Raw genomic sequence first — 17,039 nt, forward strand, 5'->3', positions numbered from 1 at the left:
CTGTTCCGGAGGGGATGAGGCGGTACAACGGGCCGCGCAATCAGCATTTTCCGCCTCGGTCTTGCACGGCCAGATCAGAAAATCTGGGAGGAATGCATGACAAGAACAGCCAGCCTTGGGCGCCCCGGCGTCCTCGTTTTAACAAGTATTGTCGGCGCATGGTTGGGTGTCGCCACGGCCTGGGCCGAGGAAGCCAACAAGGCAGACATCGATGCCTTGAAAAAGTCGCTCGCCAAATATGAGGACTACACCGCCGCCGTTCGCGACCTCTATCTGTCGACGGTAGGCTGCGTCTACTACAGCGGAGAAAAGATACCGGGCTCGATGGAATACCCGAAAGGCGCCATGGGTATCCATTTCGTCAACGTTCCGAGTGTCGGCCAGAAACTCGACCCGATGAAGCCCAACGTGCTGATCTACGAGCCTACCAAGAAAGGCCTGAAGTTGGTCGGGGTGGAATGGCTGGTGCCGCTGACGCCGGACGTCAAAGCGCCGCCGAAGCTGTTTGGCCAAACCTTCATGGGCCCGATGGAGGGACACTATCCGCTCATCCCGAGGGAGTTCGTCCACTACGATCTTCACGCCTGGCTGTTCAGTGACAATCCGAACGGCATGTTCAGTCCGACGAACCCGAACGTGAAATGCAACAAGGCCGAGTTTCCGATGTTGGAGAAGCCGACCAAGATGATGCCTGGGCCGATGTAACGGGTGAGCCAGGCTGATGCATGTCGCCCAAAAGTGAACCCGGTTTTGGAGCACGACATGCATGAAACAAAGACCTAAAGCGTCACCTGAATCCGTTCGAAGGCGACGCGCTTTAGGAGGCTTTACTGATAAGGCAAGCCGGATGGCCGGCTTGCCTCGAAGGCGGTCCGGGATCAGACCTTGGCGACGATCCGCATGAAGGCCGGCATGTCATCACCAAAGCCGACGGTGGCATCGTTGTCTTCCTGGTGGCGTTGGCGGGCAGGGCGGCTGTTGTCTCGCTGCGGCCTGGTGTCACCGCGCTCAGGTGCGCGCTGCTCGTTGCGATCGGAGGATTTGCGCTCGGTGTTGTCCGAGCGGATCGCGTCCTTGCGCGTGCGCCGTTCACCGTTCTCGGCGACGGCGGTCTCAGCCACGTCAGGCTGCTCGTGCTGCTGTGCAACGATGGCTGGCGCAACGTCCTCGCTGCGTCCGGCGCGGTGTTCGCCGCCCCTCTTGCGCTCGCCCCTGTCCTTGCGATCGTCGTCCTTGCGGCCGGCGCGGCGCGGCGCGCCTTTGCCACGGCGCGGAGCCTCGTCCTCGCCTTCGCTGGCGACCACCGTCGACAGGTCGCCGTCATGCCACTCGATCTTGGTGCCGATCAGCCGCTCGATGGCGTCGATATACTTGGTGTCCGTTTTGGTCGCGATGGTGAAGGATTTGCCCGAGCGCCCGGCGCGGCCGGTACGGCCGATGCGGTGGACATAGTCCTCGGCATGGATGGGCACGTCATAATTGAAGACATGGCTGACGTCGGGGATGTCGAGGCCGCGCGCGGCGACGTCGGAGGCGACCAGATAGCGAAGTTTGCCATCGCGGAAATTGGCCAGCATCTGCATGCGCGCCCGCTGGTCCATGTCGCCATGCAGCGCACCAGCATCGAAATCGTACTTCAGCAGCGAACGGAACAGCTCCGACACCTCGACCTTGCGGTTGCAGAAGATGATGGCGTTCTTCAGCTCAGCGTCTTCGGCCTTCATCAGGTTGCGCAGCGTCTCGCGTTTGTCCCAAGGCTTCGAGCCTGACTTGACCAGCCGCTGGATGATGTTGGTTGCGGCGGACGCCGCCTTCGAAACCTCGACGCGCACCGGCGCGTGCAGGAATTTTTCGGTGAGCTTGGTGATTTCCGGCGGCATCGTCGCCGAGAAGAACAGCGTCTGCCTGGTGAACGGGATCATCTCGCAGATGCGCTCGATGTCGGGGATGAAGCCCATGTCGAGCATGCGGTCGGCTTCGTCGATGACGAGGATCTCGACGCCGTTGAGCAGCAGCTTGCCGCGCTCGCGGTGGTCGAGCAGGCGGCCGGGCGTCGCGATCAGCACGTCGGCGCCGCGCTCCAGCTTCTTGTCCTGTTCGTCGAACGACACGCCGCCGATGAGGAGCGCGATGTTGAGCTTGTGGTTCTTGCCGTATCGAATGAAATTCTCTTCGACCTGTGCCGCGAGTTCGCGCGTCGGCTCCAGGATCAGCGTGCGTGGCATGCGGGCGCGCGCCCGGCCTTTTTCCAGCCGAGTCAGCATCGGCAGCACAAAGGACGCCGTTTTGCCGGTGCCGGTCTGGGCGATGCCCAAAATATCCTTGCCGAGCAGGGCGTGCGGGATGGCGCCGGCCTGGATCGGCGTCGGCTGGGTGTAGCCGGCATCGGTGACTGCGGAAAGGACCTTCGGCGACAGGCCGAGGTCTGCGAAGGTCAACGCTTCTTGAGCGGTCGTGGTGTCTGAGGACAAGTGTTGTTGTCTTTGGCTGGTTCGGGGAAGCGCAACGGCGTCTGTCGCGGCAAGCGCCACGCGCCTGCAAGATTGGTATTGCGATTAGGCGCAAGTCCGCGATTTGTCAACACAAACGGGCGGGATTGGCACGATTGTGAAGTTGTAACCTTAATCGCGATGCTTAATCCGGCAGCTTGTCTGTGTGCCGGCTCAGTAACGGAACTGTTCGGCCAGGATGCGCTCGTTCCAGGAATGATTGGGATCGAACAGCAGCGTCGCCGTCGCCGTCGGCGATTCCCGCACCGTTACCGAGGTCACGGCCTTGACTTCTGTGTGGTCGGCGGCGGCGTTTACCGGCCGCTTTTCCGGCTCGAGGATTTCCAGGCGCACGGTCGCCTTGTTGGAGAGTAGGGCGCCGCGCCAGCGGCGCGGACGAAACGGGCTGACCGGGGTAAGCGCCAGCAGCGGCGCGTCGAGCGGCAGGATCGGCCCGTGCGCGGAAAGATTGTAGGCCGTGGAGCCGGCCGGCGTCGCGATCATCACGCCGTCGCAGCTCAATTCCTCGAGCCGGATCTGCTCATCGACGCTGATGCGGATCTTGGCCGTCTGATAGGACTGGCGCCACAGCGCAACCTCGTTGATCGCCAATGCCGAAACCGTTTCGCCTTCCGAGGTGACGGCCAGCATCTCCAGCGGGCGGATCGTTTCGGCGACCGCGGCCGCGATACGCTCCGTGAGGCCACCGTAACGGTACTCGTTCATCAGGAACCCGATGGTGCCACGGTTCATGCCGTAGACCTTCTTTCCCGTCCCCATCGTGTCGCGCAAGGTCTGCAGCAGGAAGCCGTCGCCGCCCAAGGCAACGACAACCCCGGCATCCGCGACCGAGCACTGGCCATAGCGTGCCGACAGGCTCTCCAGCGCCGCCTTGGCGTCTGCTGTGTCGGACGAGACGAAGGCGATGCTGCTGGCGGCTGTGCTCATGGTTCCCCGATGGCGAGCGATCGGCTGCGGCAGGTTGCCGGGCCGCGCCAGCGCCGGGGTAGCATGGGCAGGGCACGTCTGCAAAGAGAGACCGCCCCTTGTTTGGGTGAAGCAGAAAGGGCGCCATCTCGGTGGCTCGCGTTTCGTGTCGCGAGACAGGTGAAAGTGATGGTTAAGGCGGCGCTTAAACTCTCGTAAAGGCGGGCCGGTCATGTTAGCCGGCATTGGACGGGTGGCGTGGGGCCTAGCCAGTCGAGGCCAATCTGTTGCCGGTGACACGCCTGATCATCGTCTTTCTGATGCTGGGAAGTTTCGCTCTTGTCTTCGCCGAGTTGGTGCGCCAGTCCGAGGAAATGAGCTTCAGACCCCAGCCCACGGCGTCGCGCTGCGGTGATGCAGCCGGAACGCCATGCCCGCAAAGGGCGCTGTAGATCCCCTGAGGATAGCAATCGTCTGCCCGATCATTGCTTCGGTGGCGCTCCGTGCCGGGACCCAGCCGCACCTCACTCGGCAGCTTTTCTTCTCAAAACAGAGGCCGGTTGGCTGCCGCCCGTCCGTGTGGATTGCCAGAGCTTGCTCGTTGCGCTTGTGGCCCTTCGCGGCGTAGATGAGCGCATTGACTGGCGGAAAGGTTTTGGGATTCGGTGGCGATGGCCTCGTATCCCTTGGGAAACAAGCCCTGCGGCTCGTTGACTAGCCGAGTGTCTGGAGGGGGAATTTTCCATGTCGCGCAGCGTGTTGGTTTCTGGTGGTTGCGGTTTCCTGGGCTCACATCTGGTCGACCGCCTGCTGCGGCGAAGCGACGTGGAGAAGCTGGTCGTCGTCGACAATCTGTGGACCGGGGTGCGCGACAACATCGCGCATGTCGCCGACCCGCGTTTCAGCCTGCAGATTGCCGACGCCGAAAGCTTCGCATCCATTCAGCGCTTCGATGAGATCATACATCTCGCATCACCGGCTTCGCCGGTATGGTACATGCGCGAGCCGGCGCGCACGATCAAGGCCAACATAGGAGGCGCGCTCAATCTTCTGGCCTTGCTCAGGCCCGGTGGTCGTTTCTGCTTTGCCTCGACCTCGGAAGTTTACGGCGACCCCCTGGTTTCCCCGCAACCCGAGAGCTACAGGGGTTCCGTGGACTGCACCGGTCCTCGGGCCTCCTACGATGAAAGCAAGCGCTGCACCGAGGCGCTTTTGTTCGAGCAGCAGCGCGTCAGCGGGCTCGATGTTCGTGTTGTGAGGCTGTTCAACGCATATGGGCCGCGAACCCGCATCGATGACGGCCGCGCCATTTCGAACTTTGTCAGCCAGGCCCTGACAACGGGCGTCCTCACCGTCTACGGCGATGGCTCCCAATCGCGCAGCTGGGGTTATGTCGACGACATCGTCGATGGATTGGAACGTTTCTTCTGGCGCGACAGCATCACGCACCGTGGTCCCCTGAACATCGGCAACAATCACGAGGTTTCGGTTCTGCAGACGGCCAAGTTCGTCAGCTCGCTTGTCCCGGGCAGCCGCATCCAGCACCATCCTCCGGTTCCCCAGGACCCGACAAACCGGTGTCCGGATCTGACCCAGGCGAGGCGTGTTCTTCCAGGCTGGGAAGCAAGGACCAGCTATCAGGACGGCATCCAGCGCACCTTCGAATGGTTTCGCCGGCAGATTGCCACCGCGAGCCAGCAGATTGCCACCGCAAGCAACGTGGCTTCGACGGGCTGATGCGCCGGGAGGCCTTCGGCGCGTTCCAGGATCAACCGCTCACGCCGAGCGTGAAAGGGAATCCGGCTTACCCGCGAAATGGGGTTCAAAGACGGTTTCGAAGGCCTTGAGGGCCGCGGCGATCGCCTGGTGCATGTCGAGATACCGGTATGTGCCCAGCCTGCCGCCGAGATGCAGCGTTTTCTCGTTGGCGGCCCGGTCGAGGTAACGGCGGTAGATCGCCTGATCGTTGCGTGTGTCGATCGGATAGTAGGGCTCGTCGGCGCGGCGCGCGAAACGGGAGTACTCGCGGCCGATGAGTGTCTTGTCGGTTTTGTGCTGGCGTTCCGGGTTGAAATGCCGGTATTCGACCACGCGGGTATAGGGCACGGCCTCGTCGGCATAATTCATGATCGCCGTGCCCTGATAGTCCGGCGTGTTCATGACCTCGAGGTCGATGTCGATGGTCCGCCAGCCAAGCTCGCCCTCGCAATAGTCGAAATAACGGTCGATCGGACCGGTATAGACGACCGGCAGGTCCTTTGGCAGCAAGGCCTTGATGTCAAAGAAGTCGATCCCGAGCCGCGTTTCTATGAGCTCGTGCGCGAGCATCTTTTCGAAGATCGCCGTGTAGCCATCCAGAGGCTGGCCCTGGAAACGGTCGTTGAAATAGCCGTCCTCGAATGTGTAGCGGACCGGCAGGCGGGCAATGATCTGCGCCGGCAATTCGCGCGGGTCGGTCTGCCATTGCTTGGCGGTGTAGCCCTTGATGAACGCCTCGTAGAGCGGACGCCCGACCAGAGAGATCGCCTTCTCCTCGAGATTGGCGGGCGGTCGCTCGCCGAGTTCCGCCGCCTGCTCGGTGATCATGCCGCGCGCCTCGTCCGGGCTCAGCCGCTTGCCGAAGAACTGGCAGATCGTGGCCAGGTTGATCGGCAGCGGATAGACCTTGTCGCGATAGGTCGAAAACGCGCGATGGCGATAGGCCGTGAAGCCGGTGAAGCCGCGCAGATAATTCCAGACCTCTTCGTTGGATGTGTGGAACAGATGCGGCCCGTAGCGGTGGATCTCGACGCCGGTGGCGGGATCCTGTTCGGTGTAGGCATTGCCGCCGATGTGTCGGCGCCGGTCGATCACCAGCACGCGCCGGCCGAGTTGCGTGGCGATGCGCTCGGCGAGCGTCGCGCCATAAAAGCCCGCGCCGACAATGAGAATGTCGGCTTCGCTGAGCAGGTTCTTGTCCATTCCCGGATCTGCCGACTTATGGTTAGAGTTTGATCTGAGACAGTTCGACCGCCTTGGAATACTGCCTGCGCAGCAGGTGCCAAAGTCGCCTTTTCCACTTGTGCAGCTGACGAAAGGCTCTTCGGCCCAGAACATAGTCAGCCACCATGCGCAAGCCGATAATCGGCCGCGATCGCCAACGCCTGCCTTTGAGATCAACGGCCTCGTAAGACAGGGGAAAGAACTCGCCAAATCCATATCGCAACCCGAGTTGGCGGAGTTCCGACTCCGCCGTGTGGCCGGACCCGAGCATCGTGGTAGCCAAGTGAACTCCAACTGGCCGCGTATGGCGGACAGGTAAGGCGTCGAATACGGCTGATGTTCCAAGGTTTCGTACGGCAAGCCGCGTCCACAAGGAGTCGAGACCGAAACCGCCCATGGAGTGTTCGAAAAGCGGTAGCATCTTGGCCACGATGTCGGACCTTATGCAGGGAGCCATGACCTCGATCTTGTCGATCAGGCGAAATTCGAAACTCTTGCAGCGAAGAAACGGCAGGTGGGTGTAATAGCTATCCAGCGTCAGTGCTGGCTGGCCGACGTGCAGGTCGAACCGGCGCATATTGACGAACAAAGCTTCGATGGTCGCCCGGTCGGCCTCGATATCGTCGTCCGGGAACCAGATATATCGGTAGTGATCTAGCAGTTCGGGCCGCTCTGCGAACAGAGCGTGTATGCCGTCCCATTTTCCGCCCTTGTAATCGACACGGTTTTCACAAGGCAGACGAAACGCTGACGGATCGCTGCCATAGTAGCTGACTATCAAATCGAATTCACAGCGAGGATCGTCCGCCCCCCATCCGCGATGAAGAGAGTTGTCATCGGCCCTGACGACGACGAGATTGCGAGCTGCATTCGTCAAAGGTCTGCTTTCGACAGTCATGCTTGGTCCGGAGTTGTGCGTCGTGGCGAGCCCCTACACCAAAGCTGGATGAATGCGAAGGGCCACTATGCGGGAGACTTGTTCCCGGCATGACTGGACGGGATGTCCTGGCAGTACTATTAGGGCGTCGAGACGGTACATCTCGACCCACTTCATTATAGAACTCCAAGCGATAGGCTCGAAGCCTGCCATGCCGATGGCTGCTGCAGCGATGAACTATCACGCTGTCATTGTGACAGTTGCCGATGATCAAGATGCGCCAGTTAGATGCGCCGCTAATACGAGACGAGCATTCCATGAAGCTGATTGTTGTCACCCCAGCCGGCCGCGAGAAATATCTTCGCTTGCTTAGCCACCATGTTCTGAAGAGCCCCGAAGTGCATGAATGGCACCTCTGGGACAATTGTCGCAACGAAGCCGATCGGGTTTACCTGGAACGACTGGCCGCTTCCGATCCACGTTGCAGGATCAAAAAACTCCCACATGCCGATGGCGGGTTCAATGTCATCGGCGATTTCTATCGTTTCTGCGACGATGCCGAAGCTTTCTACCTGCGCCTCGATGACGATGTGGTTTTTGTCGAGGACGGCTTCTTTCAAAAGTTCATGGCAAGGGTCATGGCTGAAAGAGGATCGGCGATCTGGTACGCGCCGTTGATCATCAACAACGCCATCTGCAATTCACTGATCAAGCAGCTTTCCCGGGTTCTGGTGGATGGCCCGCTCACCTGTCAGGCCTCGTGCGAATTCTCCTGGGCCCATGCCAGCTTCCCGCAGGCGCTTCATCCGGTCTTCATCGAAGCGGTCCGGACCAACCGGCTTGATGACTTCCGCGTGCCGGACCGGGAGATCAGGCTGTCGCGGTTTTCGATCAACGCCCTCGGGTTTTTCGGATCAGACATCGTCAGTCTGGGGGACCGCTTTCACCCGCCGTCAGGCGATGAGGAAGAGTGGCTGTCGGCAACGCTGCCGATGAAACTGGATCGGCCGGGCAAGATTTTTGGCGACCTGATCGTTGCGCATTTCAGCTTCTATCCGCAGGAACGCCAATTGCTGCGTACCAATATTCTCGACGGCTACTATGGGCTCACCGGCCTGGCTCCGCCAATCTACGAGAAACCTCCGATTCGCTTGAGAGACAGGTTTAAGCAGTGGAGAAGAGGCCGGAGGGCATCGACACCACCGCGCTACACGATCTCACTTCCGGCAGCCAATTCCGGCTGACGCTCAAGCTTCGGCCCGGTTCCTCCCGCCAACCTGCGGTTCACTGCGCTACCACCTCCAGGTTGGCATTGCCGTAGAACGTGTAGGCAAGGTAGGTCGGATCGCCGGTTTCATAGAAGCGCTTGCGCACACTTTGTAGGATGTCGGCCAGGTAAACCGGTCCATCCTTGAGTCGGGCGCTGATGCCGCCGTAGAAATCGCTCGAGAAGGCGGCCGCGGCGCGGTCTGTCAGCGGCCACATGCCGCCGATGAAGCCGGACGCGCCGCCGGCCAGCACCGCCGGGCCCCAGCCCTGGACGAAGCCGCCGAGCATCTGCGACTTGCCGGTGTCGCAGGCGTTGAAGAAATAGAAGGGGTTGCCCTTGCCATGCGCGGCCGCGACCAGCGCGCGCCACGTGTCGGGATCGAGCGACTGGTCGACGAGATCGATGGCAAAGACCGGCCGGCCGCTGCTTGGCTGATTGACCTCGCCGTGGCCGGAAAAATGGATGAAGCCGGTCGAGACCTCGCCGACCAACCTTTCGAAAGAGACGAAATCACCATCGAAGCGGCGGTAGCCGGCAAGCTTGCTCAGCGCGTCGATCTCGACCTCCTGGAACGGCAGCGACTGCTTGTCGACATAGGAGGGCGCGACGGCCGCGACGCCGGTGAACGCCATCCGGTCAAGCGGATTGTCGACCTGCGAGGACGTGCTGCGCGGTGCCCAACGCGCCAGCCGGTAGCTCATGCCAAGGAAGCCGTCGCGGGTGGCTCCGTCGCCACTTTTCGGGCGGATCAGCTCCCAGGGCAGAGTGGGGCTGTTCGAGGTGATCTGGATCGAATGCAGTTCACCCCTGTCGCGCAGCGACCAGAACACATCCTTGAACGCCTCGGGCACATAGTCCCGGTAGAGCGCATCGCCAAAACCTTCGGCGGCCAGCGTGACAAAACGTTTCTGCGCTTCCGGATCGCTGCTTGTGGCAGGCTGTTGGAGCGACACCGCGCCGCGCAGGCTCATGCCGAGCTGCAACAGGCGGCGGTATTCGGAGTCCAGCCATGCCGCCATCTGCGGCGGCGTGGAGAATGTATCGGTCACCGGGCCAGCCAGGTGCGGCGAATGGATGATGATCTGGCCCGGACCCAATCCGCTTGGGTCATCATAAAGAATGGTGACATCGAGATCGGCGACGTCATCGCTGTTGGCACTGCCGAGCGTGACATCGCCTGTCACCGCCTGCTGCGGCGGCACGGAAGCCAGCATCAGCGGCGCGGCAGCGCGATTGGCGGTGGCACCTTCGGCGCCGGCTTCAACGGACGCTGTTCGACGAATAACAACGGGTCGCGATGCCGATCCCAGGAACCGTCCGGCGCTGTAGATACGGGCGATGAACTGGCCGGGCTTGCTGTCTTTCGCAATGGGCCGCGCCTTGAGGTCGAAGCGGACAACGTCGCTGTCGCCTTCGCGGTAGAGCGTCGTCCGCCGGCTCCATTTGCCGCCATCGGCAAGGTCAAAGCCGGAAGCGAAGAGATCGATATCGATTGGCCATTGCTCGGCCCCGGCCGGCATTGCCATGGCCAAGGCACCGTCGGCCGTCACCGACGAGCCCGGAGCAGCCTTCACCTTCACCTCCGGCGTCAATTGCTCTTCGGTCAGCGCGATCGAAACGGTCACCGTCTCGCCGGCCATCACGTCGTCGGGCGCATCGATGGTGGGATGGCGCACGACCTCGATCGCATTGTTGTCGACGGCTGGGGAAATCGCGCCGGGAGGCACCTCCAGCGGCGCATCGGCCGCCACATCGGGCAACGGGGAAGGTGGCTCAGTGGCCGGTGGCGGGACGGGCTCCGTGCCGGCGGCGCCGCCGTCCTTCGGATAGGTGTCGCCAAGATTGCTCTGCGCCGCGGCTGCGGCCTTGGCCGCGTCTTCCTGATATTTCCTTTGCTCTTCGTATTGTCGCCGAGCCTGTTCCTCATATTGTTGGCGCTGCAACTCCTGGCGCTTGTATTCCTCGGACGTGGCGGCCTCATCGGCGCTTTCGCCCGTCCAGGCATCCGGATTGCCGGAACCTGGCGCGACGTCCATCGGAGTGGGCTCCTGGCCGCTGCCATCGAAGCTGCCATAGTCACTGCTGCCGGTGCCCCAGCCGCCACCCCCGGAATCGTAGCCACCCCCGCCGAAGCCGCTTGTCATCGGAGGCACCGGCGTGGGTTCGGGCGCGGCCGCCTCCGGCGGCGCTTCAACGGGCGCAGGCGGCGCTGCGGCCGGCGCCGGTGCGGAAGGGGCCGGCACATCCGCCATCAACACGAAATTCCTGTCTGCCGACGGGCCATATGCCACCCACGGCTGCTGCGCACCGGATGTCCTGTCCGTGACGGTCTGCGCGGCCGAGGCGAGCATGGTGCCGATGTCCATGCCCCGCCTGGTTAGCGCAGCCGTGAGCGCATCGGCAAACACCGTGACCGGCCCGGTTTCGTTCAACGCGACGCTTTCCGGCTTGGCGGAATAGACGACGATGGCATTGGATTGCGGACCAACAGCCGCCAGCCCTTGCATCACGCCCGGGGTAGGGTTGTACCCGTCGCCGGGATTATCCAGCAGAACCACTTTCAATGTCGGTGTGGCCTCGAGCGCTTGCGTGAACAGATCGAGAGGCAATGCCGTCTGGTCTACCGCTTCCCTTGAATCGGTCCGCGTGCCGCGCGTCAGCAGATAGTTCCTGTCATTGGCCTGAGCCGTATGGCCGACATAGTAGAAGATGCCGACGGCATCGGGCGCGGCGAGCGACTTGGCGAAATCATACATGGCACGCGCCACGTCGGCGCGGTCGCCGTCCGTCACCTGCAGGACGGTGAAGCCAAGCGACCGCAGGCAAGTCGCGACGAGTTCGGCGCTCATCTCGGCGTTGGCGATGGCCGGCGCATTGTCATAGGCCGGGTTGGCGACGACGAGCGCGAAACGCTCCTCGCCGCGCGCGACGGAGAAGAGCGCCATGGTCATCAGCAGCACAGCCGCCAGAAATAGGCGCATGACCTTGATCCAAGCCCTGCAGGCCGCGGCGGTCAGGCCTCGACTTGCCCCAAATTCATCAACGGTCTCGTCTTTGACGATATCATGACGAGGTCGGCGGTGACAGGACGCTTATTAGCTGCCGCTTACCGGCTCTGCCGCAGGTGGCAGCCAGCCTGCCGTTTTTGCGCCAGATACTCGTCGACGAGCTGGCGGTAGCGCACCTTGCCGAAGCTCGGAAAATGGCCGCCATGCACGATCGAGACATCGAGGTCGCGCATGCTGATCAACGTCGCGACATAGTCAGAGATATCCGAGTGATAGACGTCGTCGATCAGCGGGCCGTCATAGACGATGTCACCGGAGAGCAGGATGCCGGTCTTCCTCTCGTAGAGCGCGATGCCGCCGGGCGAATGGCCGGGCGTGTGGATCACCTCGAAGGCCCGGTCGCCGAGATCGACCACATCGCCATGCTCGAGCAGCCGGCCGGCGGGCGCCGGCAGAATCCGGTAGCGCGCCGTGTCCCAGCCTTGCGGCAGTCGATCGAACATATCGTCGTTCGCATAGCGGTCGGCAACGGTCCATTCGTTGCGCGGATCGGCGAGGATCTCGGCTTCGGCGCGGTGCACGCAGCGGTCGGGAAATTCGTGATGGCAGCCGATATGGTCAAAATGGGTGTGGCTCGCCATACAGGTGAGCTTTCGCTCGCTCACCAGCGTCACGTGTCGCCTGAGGCTGAAATGGCCGAGGCCGGTGTCGAAGAGAAGATCGCGATCGCGGCCGCGAACATGCCACATGTTGCAGCGGAAGAACGGCTTGATCCACGGCTCGTGGATCAGCGTCACGCCGTCGGCCATGCGGATGGTCTCGTACCAGTCCGGAGCGTCGATGACCGGAAGCGTGCCCATGTTCAATCCGTCAGCAGGATGATCTCGTCGGTATCGCACGAAACCGCGACCGTGTCGCCCGGCTGGACGGTGGCTGTCGCGGGCTGCCTGGCGATGAACTGCAGCGAGGGATCTTCGACGGAAACTGCGAGCACGCGCTTGAAGCTGCCCTGGAAGACGACGTCGCTCACCCTGGCCGTGCCCAGCCTTGCCGTGCCCGCGGTCGCGCCTAGGACGAGATGCTCCGGCCGGATGGCCAGCGCAACGGCCGAACCCACCGCCAACGCGCCGGGCAGTGACACTTGCCCAACCGCCGTCGCGACAGAGCTTATCCTGTTCCTGGCCCCCGTGACCGTGCCGGCAAGGATCGTGCTTTCGCCCATGAAGGTCGCGGAAAAGCGTGTCGCCGGCCGCGCATAAACGCGCTCGGGCGGTCCTTCATCCTCGATGCGCCCATCGTTCATCACCACGCAGTGGTCGGCAAGCGCCATCGCCTCTTCTTGGTCGTGGGTGACGTGGATGAAAGCGGTACCGACGCGCTTCTGGATGGCTTTCAACTCGTCCTGCATTTGCCGGCGCAGCTTGAGGTCGAGTGCGCCGAGAGGCTCGTCGAGCAGCAGCACCGCCGGCTCGATGACCAGCGCACGCGCCAGCGCCACGCGTTGCCGCTGGCCGCCGGAAAGCTGGTGCGGCTTCTTGTCGAAGGCGGCGGCGAGGCCAACCAGGGCCAGCGCCTTGCGCGCCCGCACAGCGCGTGTGGCTGCGTCCACGCCCTGCATGCGCAAGCCGAAGCCGACATTGCTGCCGACACTCATATGCGGAAACAGCGCATAGTCCTGGAACACCGTCGTCGTCGGCCGCTTTGCCGGCGGCACCGATGTGCAGTCCTCGCCGCGGATGAACACCTTGCCTTCACTCGGGGTGACGAAGCCGCCCAGAATGGATAGCAGCGTCGTCTTACCGGATCCGGATGGCCCGAGCAGGATCGTGTAGCTGCCGGGCTCGATCTGCAGGGAGACGTTCTTCAGCACCGTCTGGTGGCCGAAGCGATGCGAGACGGAGCTGATGTCGACCAGGGGGGCGGTCATGCTTTTCTCCTGCGCAGTAACGTCAGTTCAAACAGCACGACCAGGATGATGGAGACGGCAAAGACTAGAGAGCCGACCGCATTGGTCTTGGGATTGAGGCCGGAACGCAGCAGGTTCCAGATTTCCACCGGCAGCGTCGTGTCGAAGCGGGTTAACAGGAACGAAATCACGAACTCGTCCCAGGAGAATGTCATCGACAGGAAGAAGCCGGCGAAAATGGCCGGCGCCATGACAGGCACGGTGATCAGCAGCAGCACCTTCCATTCCGGCGCGCCGAGATCGCGCGCAGCGCGTTCGATGTTGATCTGGTGGTCGCCCATCTGGCTGTAGATGATGGCGAAGCAGAGCGGCAGGTTGATCACGACATGGCCTATTCCTGCGGCAAGCAGCGACTTCGGCACGCCGGCCCAGTTGAACAGCACCAAAAGCCCCATGCCGATGATGAGATAGCTGACCGTCAGCGGCAGCGTGATCAGGCCGCGCAGCAGGCCCGAGCCTGGCAGGACAAAGCGTGCAAAGCCCCAGGCCGATAGGAAGCCGAGCGTGACGGCGGCGAGCGACGAGATGGATGCCACCAGCAGCGAATTGACCAGCGCCGAGGTCAGTCGTGGGTCCGAGAGAACGGCATCGTACCAGCGCAGCGACGGGCCGGTGAAGGGCGGGATCGGAAACGACGTCGCCTGCAGCGAGAACAGCACCAGCACCACCACCGGCAGGAAGATGAAGCCGTAGACGGCAAGCGCATAGAGCCAGGAAGCGACGCGGACAATTCTGCGCATTTCAGGCCCGCTCGATCTTGAGCCAGCGGGCGCAGGCGATGTAGGCGATGGTGACCACCGCCATCAGGATGATCGACAGCGCCGACGCCAGCGGAAAGTCGCCGCGCCGGCCGATCTGCATCATCACCAGTTGCGGCATCAGAAGCTCGTTGTTGCCGCCGAGGATCTGCGGCGTGATGTAGTCGCCGATGCACAGCACGAAGGTGAGGAAGGCGCCGACCATGATGCCGGGCAGGGTCAGCGGCAGCACGACATGCAGGAAGGTTCGCACCGGCCCGGCGCCGAGATCGGCAGCGGCCTTGCGGTAGCTCGGGCTCAACTGCTTGAGGTTGGCGAAGATGGTCAGCGTCAGAAGCATGACGAAGAAATGCACGAAGCCGGTGACGGTGGCGAAACGCGTGTTGGCGAGTTGCACTGGTTCGCTGAACAGGCCGGAGCCGGTCAGGGCTCGATTGATGACGCCGTTCTGCGCCAGCACCAGCAGCCAGGAGTAGGAGCGCACCACATACGAGGTCCAGAACGGCAGCACGGCCAGCATCAGCGCCAGCCGCTGCCAGCGTTCCGGCACCTGTTCGGCGAGGATCCAGGCGAAGGGATAGGCGAGCAGCACCGAGACCACGGTGACGATCGCCGTCACCTCAAGCGAGTTCACCATCGCCTGCCAATAGGACGGGTTGGTGAAGAACTGGCTGTAGTTCGTCAGCGTGAAGCCGCCGCCCTCATGCGCTGTGAGGCTGGAAAATCCCATGGCGATGAAAGGCAGGACGAAGAACAGCAGAGTCCAGCCGAGCGCCGGCGTGACCAGCGCCCAGGGCAGGGCAAGGCCCGCCCGGGGCAGGGTACGGCCCGCCCGGGGCAGGGCGCGACCGTTGTTTCCAGCTTTGCTCATCAGCGGCAGTCGCTCACTTCGCCTGCAGCATTTCGGTCCACATGTCCTGCATCTTCTTGTCGAGATCGGCATTCGGCGCCGGATAGGCCTGGGCGCGGGCGAGGAAGCCCGGCTGCTCGTCGAAACGCAGGATCTTCTTCTGGTCGTCGGTCAGCGCCGCCTTGGTGTTGGCGGGCATGCCCCAGTAGCAGGACGAGGTGGCAAGCCGCGCCTGGCCTTCCGGGCTCATGATGTACTGGATGAATTTCAGCGCCATGTCCTTGTTCTTGGAATCCTTGAACATGGCAAGCGACTGCGACCACAGCACGGCGCCTTCTTTGGGAATGGAGAAATCCAGCGCCGGGTTCTCCTTGGCCAGCCCCGCCGTTACCCACTCACCGCCGCCGACAAGGATGTCGACCTCGCCGGTGGCCAGCGCCGTCTGACTGGCGGTCACTTCGCCGACCAGCTTGGCATTGGCCTTCATCTTGAGAAGCTCGGCCTTGATGGCGGGCAGGTCGGCTTCGGTGAGATCGGCCGTCTTCTTGCCGATGGCGAGCGCGGCCATGCCGATGACCGGCAGGTAATAGTCATAGATGGCGACCTTGCCCTTGTACTTGTCGCCGGTGAGCGCGGCCATTGACTGCATGTCGGCCGGGTCGACCTTGGTCTTGTTGTAGCCGATCGTGTTGTATCCGAACTTTTCGGTGATGCCGTAGCGCTTGCCGCCGACCACGGTGGAACCGTCCATCTTCACCTGCGGAAACAGGTCGCCAACGGGCAATTTGTCTTCCGGAAGCGGCTCGAACAGGCCTTTCTCGACGCCGCGCGGCACATCGATGCTATCGATCACCATCACGTCCCAGTCGCCTGGCTGCGACTGCTCGACGATGGCAAGGCCTGCGCCGGTGCCCTCGAATTCCTTGACGTTGACCTTGACGTTGTTGGCCTCCTCGAAAGGCTGCAGCAATGCCGGATCGGAGTGGTCGCACCAGATCAGCGCGTTGAGATCGGCGGCCTGGGCGCCCGTCGCGAGCAGCAGTGCCGTGGCGGCGCACGCGGCGTGCAGATGGCTCTTCAGGATGGAAAGCGGATTCCTGGATGCGGATTTCATGGACATCGAGTGTTCTCCCTTGCCTTTGTGGCTTCTTGCAAAAAATTGAACCAATTCTAAAATTGAGTCAATTCTGTTTTTATGGCAAGAGGCTGATATGAGCGGATTGCGGGCAAGGCAAAAGGCGGACCGGCACCGCCGCATCATTGAGGCGGCGGCGGAGCTTTTTCGCGAGGCCGGCTATGAGGGCGCCAAGATCGAGGCGATCGCCGGCCAGGCCGAGGTCTCGGTCGGCACGATCTACAATTACTACCAGAACAAGGGCGACATCCTCGGCGCCATCGTCTCGCTGGAGGTCAACGAGGTGCTCAATGCCGGGCGCGGCGTCGTTGCCAACCCGCCGGCCAATGTCGGCGACGCGCTGGATACGCTGCTCGGCATCTATATCGAGCACTCGCTGCACTATCTCAGCAAGGAGATGTGGCGGCAGGCGATGGCGATCTCGACGCAACTTCCCGACGGCCCGTTCGGCCAGGCCTACACCGCGCTCGACCGCTCATTGACCGAACAGATCCGCGCGCTGATCGCCCGCCTGCAGGGGCTCGGCCTCGTGAAGCAGGATATCGACGGACAGGCGCTTGGCGAACTGATCTTCAACAACATGAACATGATGTTCATCGAGTTCGTGAAACGCGACGAGGCCAGGATACCGGAGCTACGCGCGGCGATACGACGACAGAACCGTATACTGGTGGCGGCGATCGGGGCGTGAGGGAGTCAGGAGAGGACAGGAGAAATCGCCGCTTCGGCATCAGACGTCGTTTCATACGAGGCCCACCTCTTGAGTTGAATTTGAAA

At 62.4% G+C, this 17,039-nt stretch carries 14 protein-coding genes; 4 read left to right on the plus strand and 10 right to left on the minus strand.

The annotated features are described in order from the left end of the window. Nucleotides 1-96: 96 nt before the first annotated feature. Nucleotides 97-705, plus strand: coding sequence for a hypothetical protein (locus NR193_RS11745; protein WP_256750990.1), 609 nt, complete (start codon nt 97-99; stop codon nt 703-705). A gap of 173 nt (nt 706-878) precedes the next feature. Here the strand turns inward: NR193_RS11745 and NR193_RS11750 are convergent, their stop codons facing one another. Then, nucleotides 879-2,471 (minus strand): DEAD/DEAH box helicase, encoded by a 1,593-nt coding sequence (locus NR193_RS11750; RefSeq protein WP_256750991.1) that lies wholly within the window; start codon nt 2,469-2,471, stop codon nt 879-881. Between the two features lie 192 nt (nt 2,472-2,663). Then, on the minus strand, nt 2,664-3,437 hold the full coding sequence (locus NR193_RS11755; RefSeq protein ID WP_256750992.1) for an NAD kinase: 774 nt from the start codon (nt 3,435-3,437) through the stop codon (nt 2,664-2,666). Between the two features lie 723 nt (nt 3,438-4,160). Between NR193_RS11755 and NR193_RS11760 the strand changes: the two genes are divergently transcribed. After that, nucleotides 4,161-5,153 (plus strand): NAD-dependent epimerase/dehydratase family protein, encoded by a 993-nt coding sequence (locus tag NR193_RS11760; RefSeq protein WP_256750993.1) that lies wholly within the window; start codon nt 4,161-4,163, stop codon nt 5,151-5,153. Between the two features lie 39 nt (nt 5,154-5,192). Here NR193_RS11760 and glf read toward each other — a convergent pair whose 3' ends face one another. Both glf and NR193_RS11770 read right to left on the minus strand, forming a co-directional pair. Beyond that, nucleotides 5,193-6,377: a UDP-galactopyranose mutase gene (glf, locus tag NR193_RS11765; protein WP_256750994.1), complete on the minus strand. Its 1,185-nt coding sequence runs from the start codon at nt 6,375-6,377 to the stop codon at nt 5,193-5,195. 22 nt (nt 6,378-6,399) lie between these two features. Next, complete coding sequence (locus tag NR193_RS11770; RefSeq protein ID WP_256750995.1) at nt 6,400-7,296, minus strand: hypothetical protein; 897 nt, start codon at nt 7,294-7,296, stop codon at nt 6,400-6,402. 245 nt (nt 7,297-7,541) lie between these two features. Here NR193_RS11770 and NR193_RS11775 point away from each other — a divergent pair, with 245 nt between their 5' ends. Next, complete coding sequence (locus NR193_RS11775; protein WP_256750996.1) at nt 7,542-8,519, plus strand: hypothetical protein; 978 nt, start codon at nt 7,542-7,544, stop codon at nt 8,517-8,519. A gap of 40 nt (nt 8,520-8,559) precedes the next feature. On the opposite strand, the gene NR193_RS11780 is transcribed toward NR193_RS11775, so the two are convergent. The 6 genes from NR193_RS11780 to NR193_RS11805 form a co-directional block, all read right to left on the minus strand. Further along, nucleotides 8,560-11,526 (minus strand): caspase family protein, encoded by a 2,967-nt coding sequence (locus tag NR193_RS11780; RefSeq protein ID WP_256750997.1) that lies wholly within the window; start codon nt 11,524-11,526, stop codon nt 8,560-8,562. Nucleotides 11,527-11,651: 125 nt separating this feature from the next. Further along, nucleotides 11,652-12,413: an MBL fold metallo-hydrolase gene (locus tag NR193_RS11785; RefSeq protein WP_256750998.1), complete on the minus strand. Its 762-nt coding sequence runs from the start codon at nt 12,411-12,413 to the stop codon at nt 11,652-11,654. A 2-nt stretch (nt 12,414-12,415) separates the two neighbouring features. Beyond that, nucleotides 12,416-13,480 (minus strand): ABC transporter ATP-binding protein, encoded by a 1,065-nt coding sequence (locus NR193_RS11790; protein WP_256750999.1) that lies wholly within the window; start codon nt 13,478-13,480, stop codon nt 12,416-12,418. Then, complete coding sequence (locus tag NR193_RS11795; protein WP_256751000.1) at nt 13,477-14,259, minus strand: ABC transporter permease; 783 nt, start codon at nt 14,257-14,259, stop codon at nt 13,477-13,479. The genes NR193_RS11790 and NR193_RS11795 overlap by 4 nt, the downstream gene beginning before the upstream one ends. A gap of 1 nt (nt 14,260) precedes the next feature. After that, the gene (locus tag NR193_RS11800; protein WP_256751001.1) at nt 14,261-15,148 is read right to left on the minus strand and encodes an ABC transporter permease; all 888 of its coding nucleotides are present in this window, start codon (nt 15,146-15,148) and stop codon (nt 14,261-14,263) included. Between the two features lie 13 nt (nt 15,149-15,161). Further along, nucleotides 15,162-16,247: a spermidine/putrescine ABC transporter substrate-binding protein gene (locus NR193_RS11805; RefSeq protein WP_256751002.1), complete on the minus strand. Its 1,086-nt coding sequence runs from the start codon at nt 16,245-16,247 to the stop codon at nt 15,162-15,164. A 91-nt stretch (nt 16,248-16,338) separates the two neighbouring features. Between NR193_RS11805 and NR193_RS11810 the strand changes: the two genes are divergently transcribed. Continuing rightward, nucleotides 16,339-16,953, plus strand: coding sequence for a TetR/AcrR family transcriptional regulator (locus NR193_RS11810; protein ID WP_256751003.1), 615 nt, complete (start codon nt 16,339-16,341; stop codon nt 16,951-16,953). Nucleotides 16,954-17,039: the final 86 nt, after the last annotated feature.

The sequence above is a fragment of the Mesorhizobium sp. Mes31 genome (assembly GCF_024519675.1).
Taxonomy (GTDB): Bacteria; Pseudomonadota; Alphaproteobacteria; order Rhizobiales; family Rhizobiaceae; genus Mesorhizobium.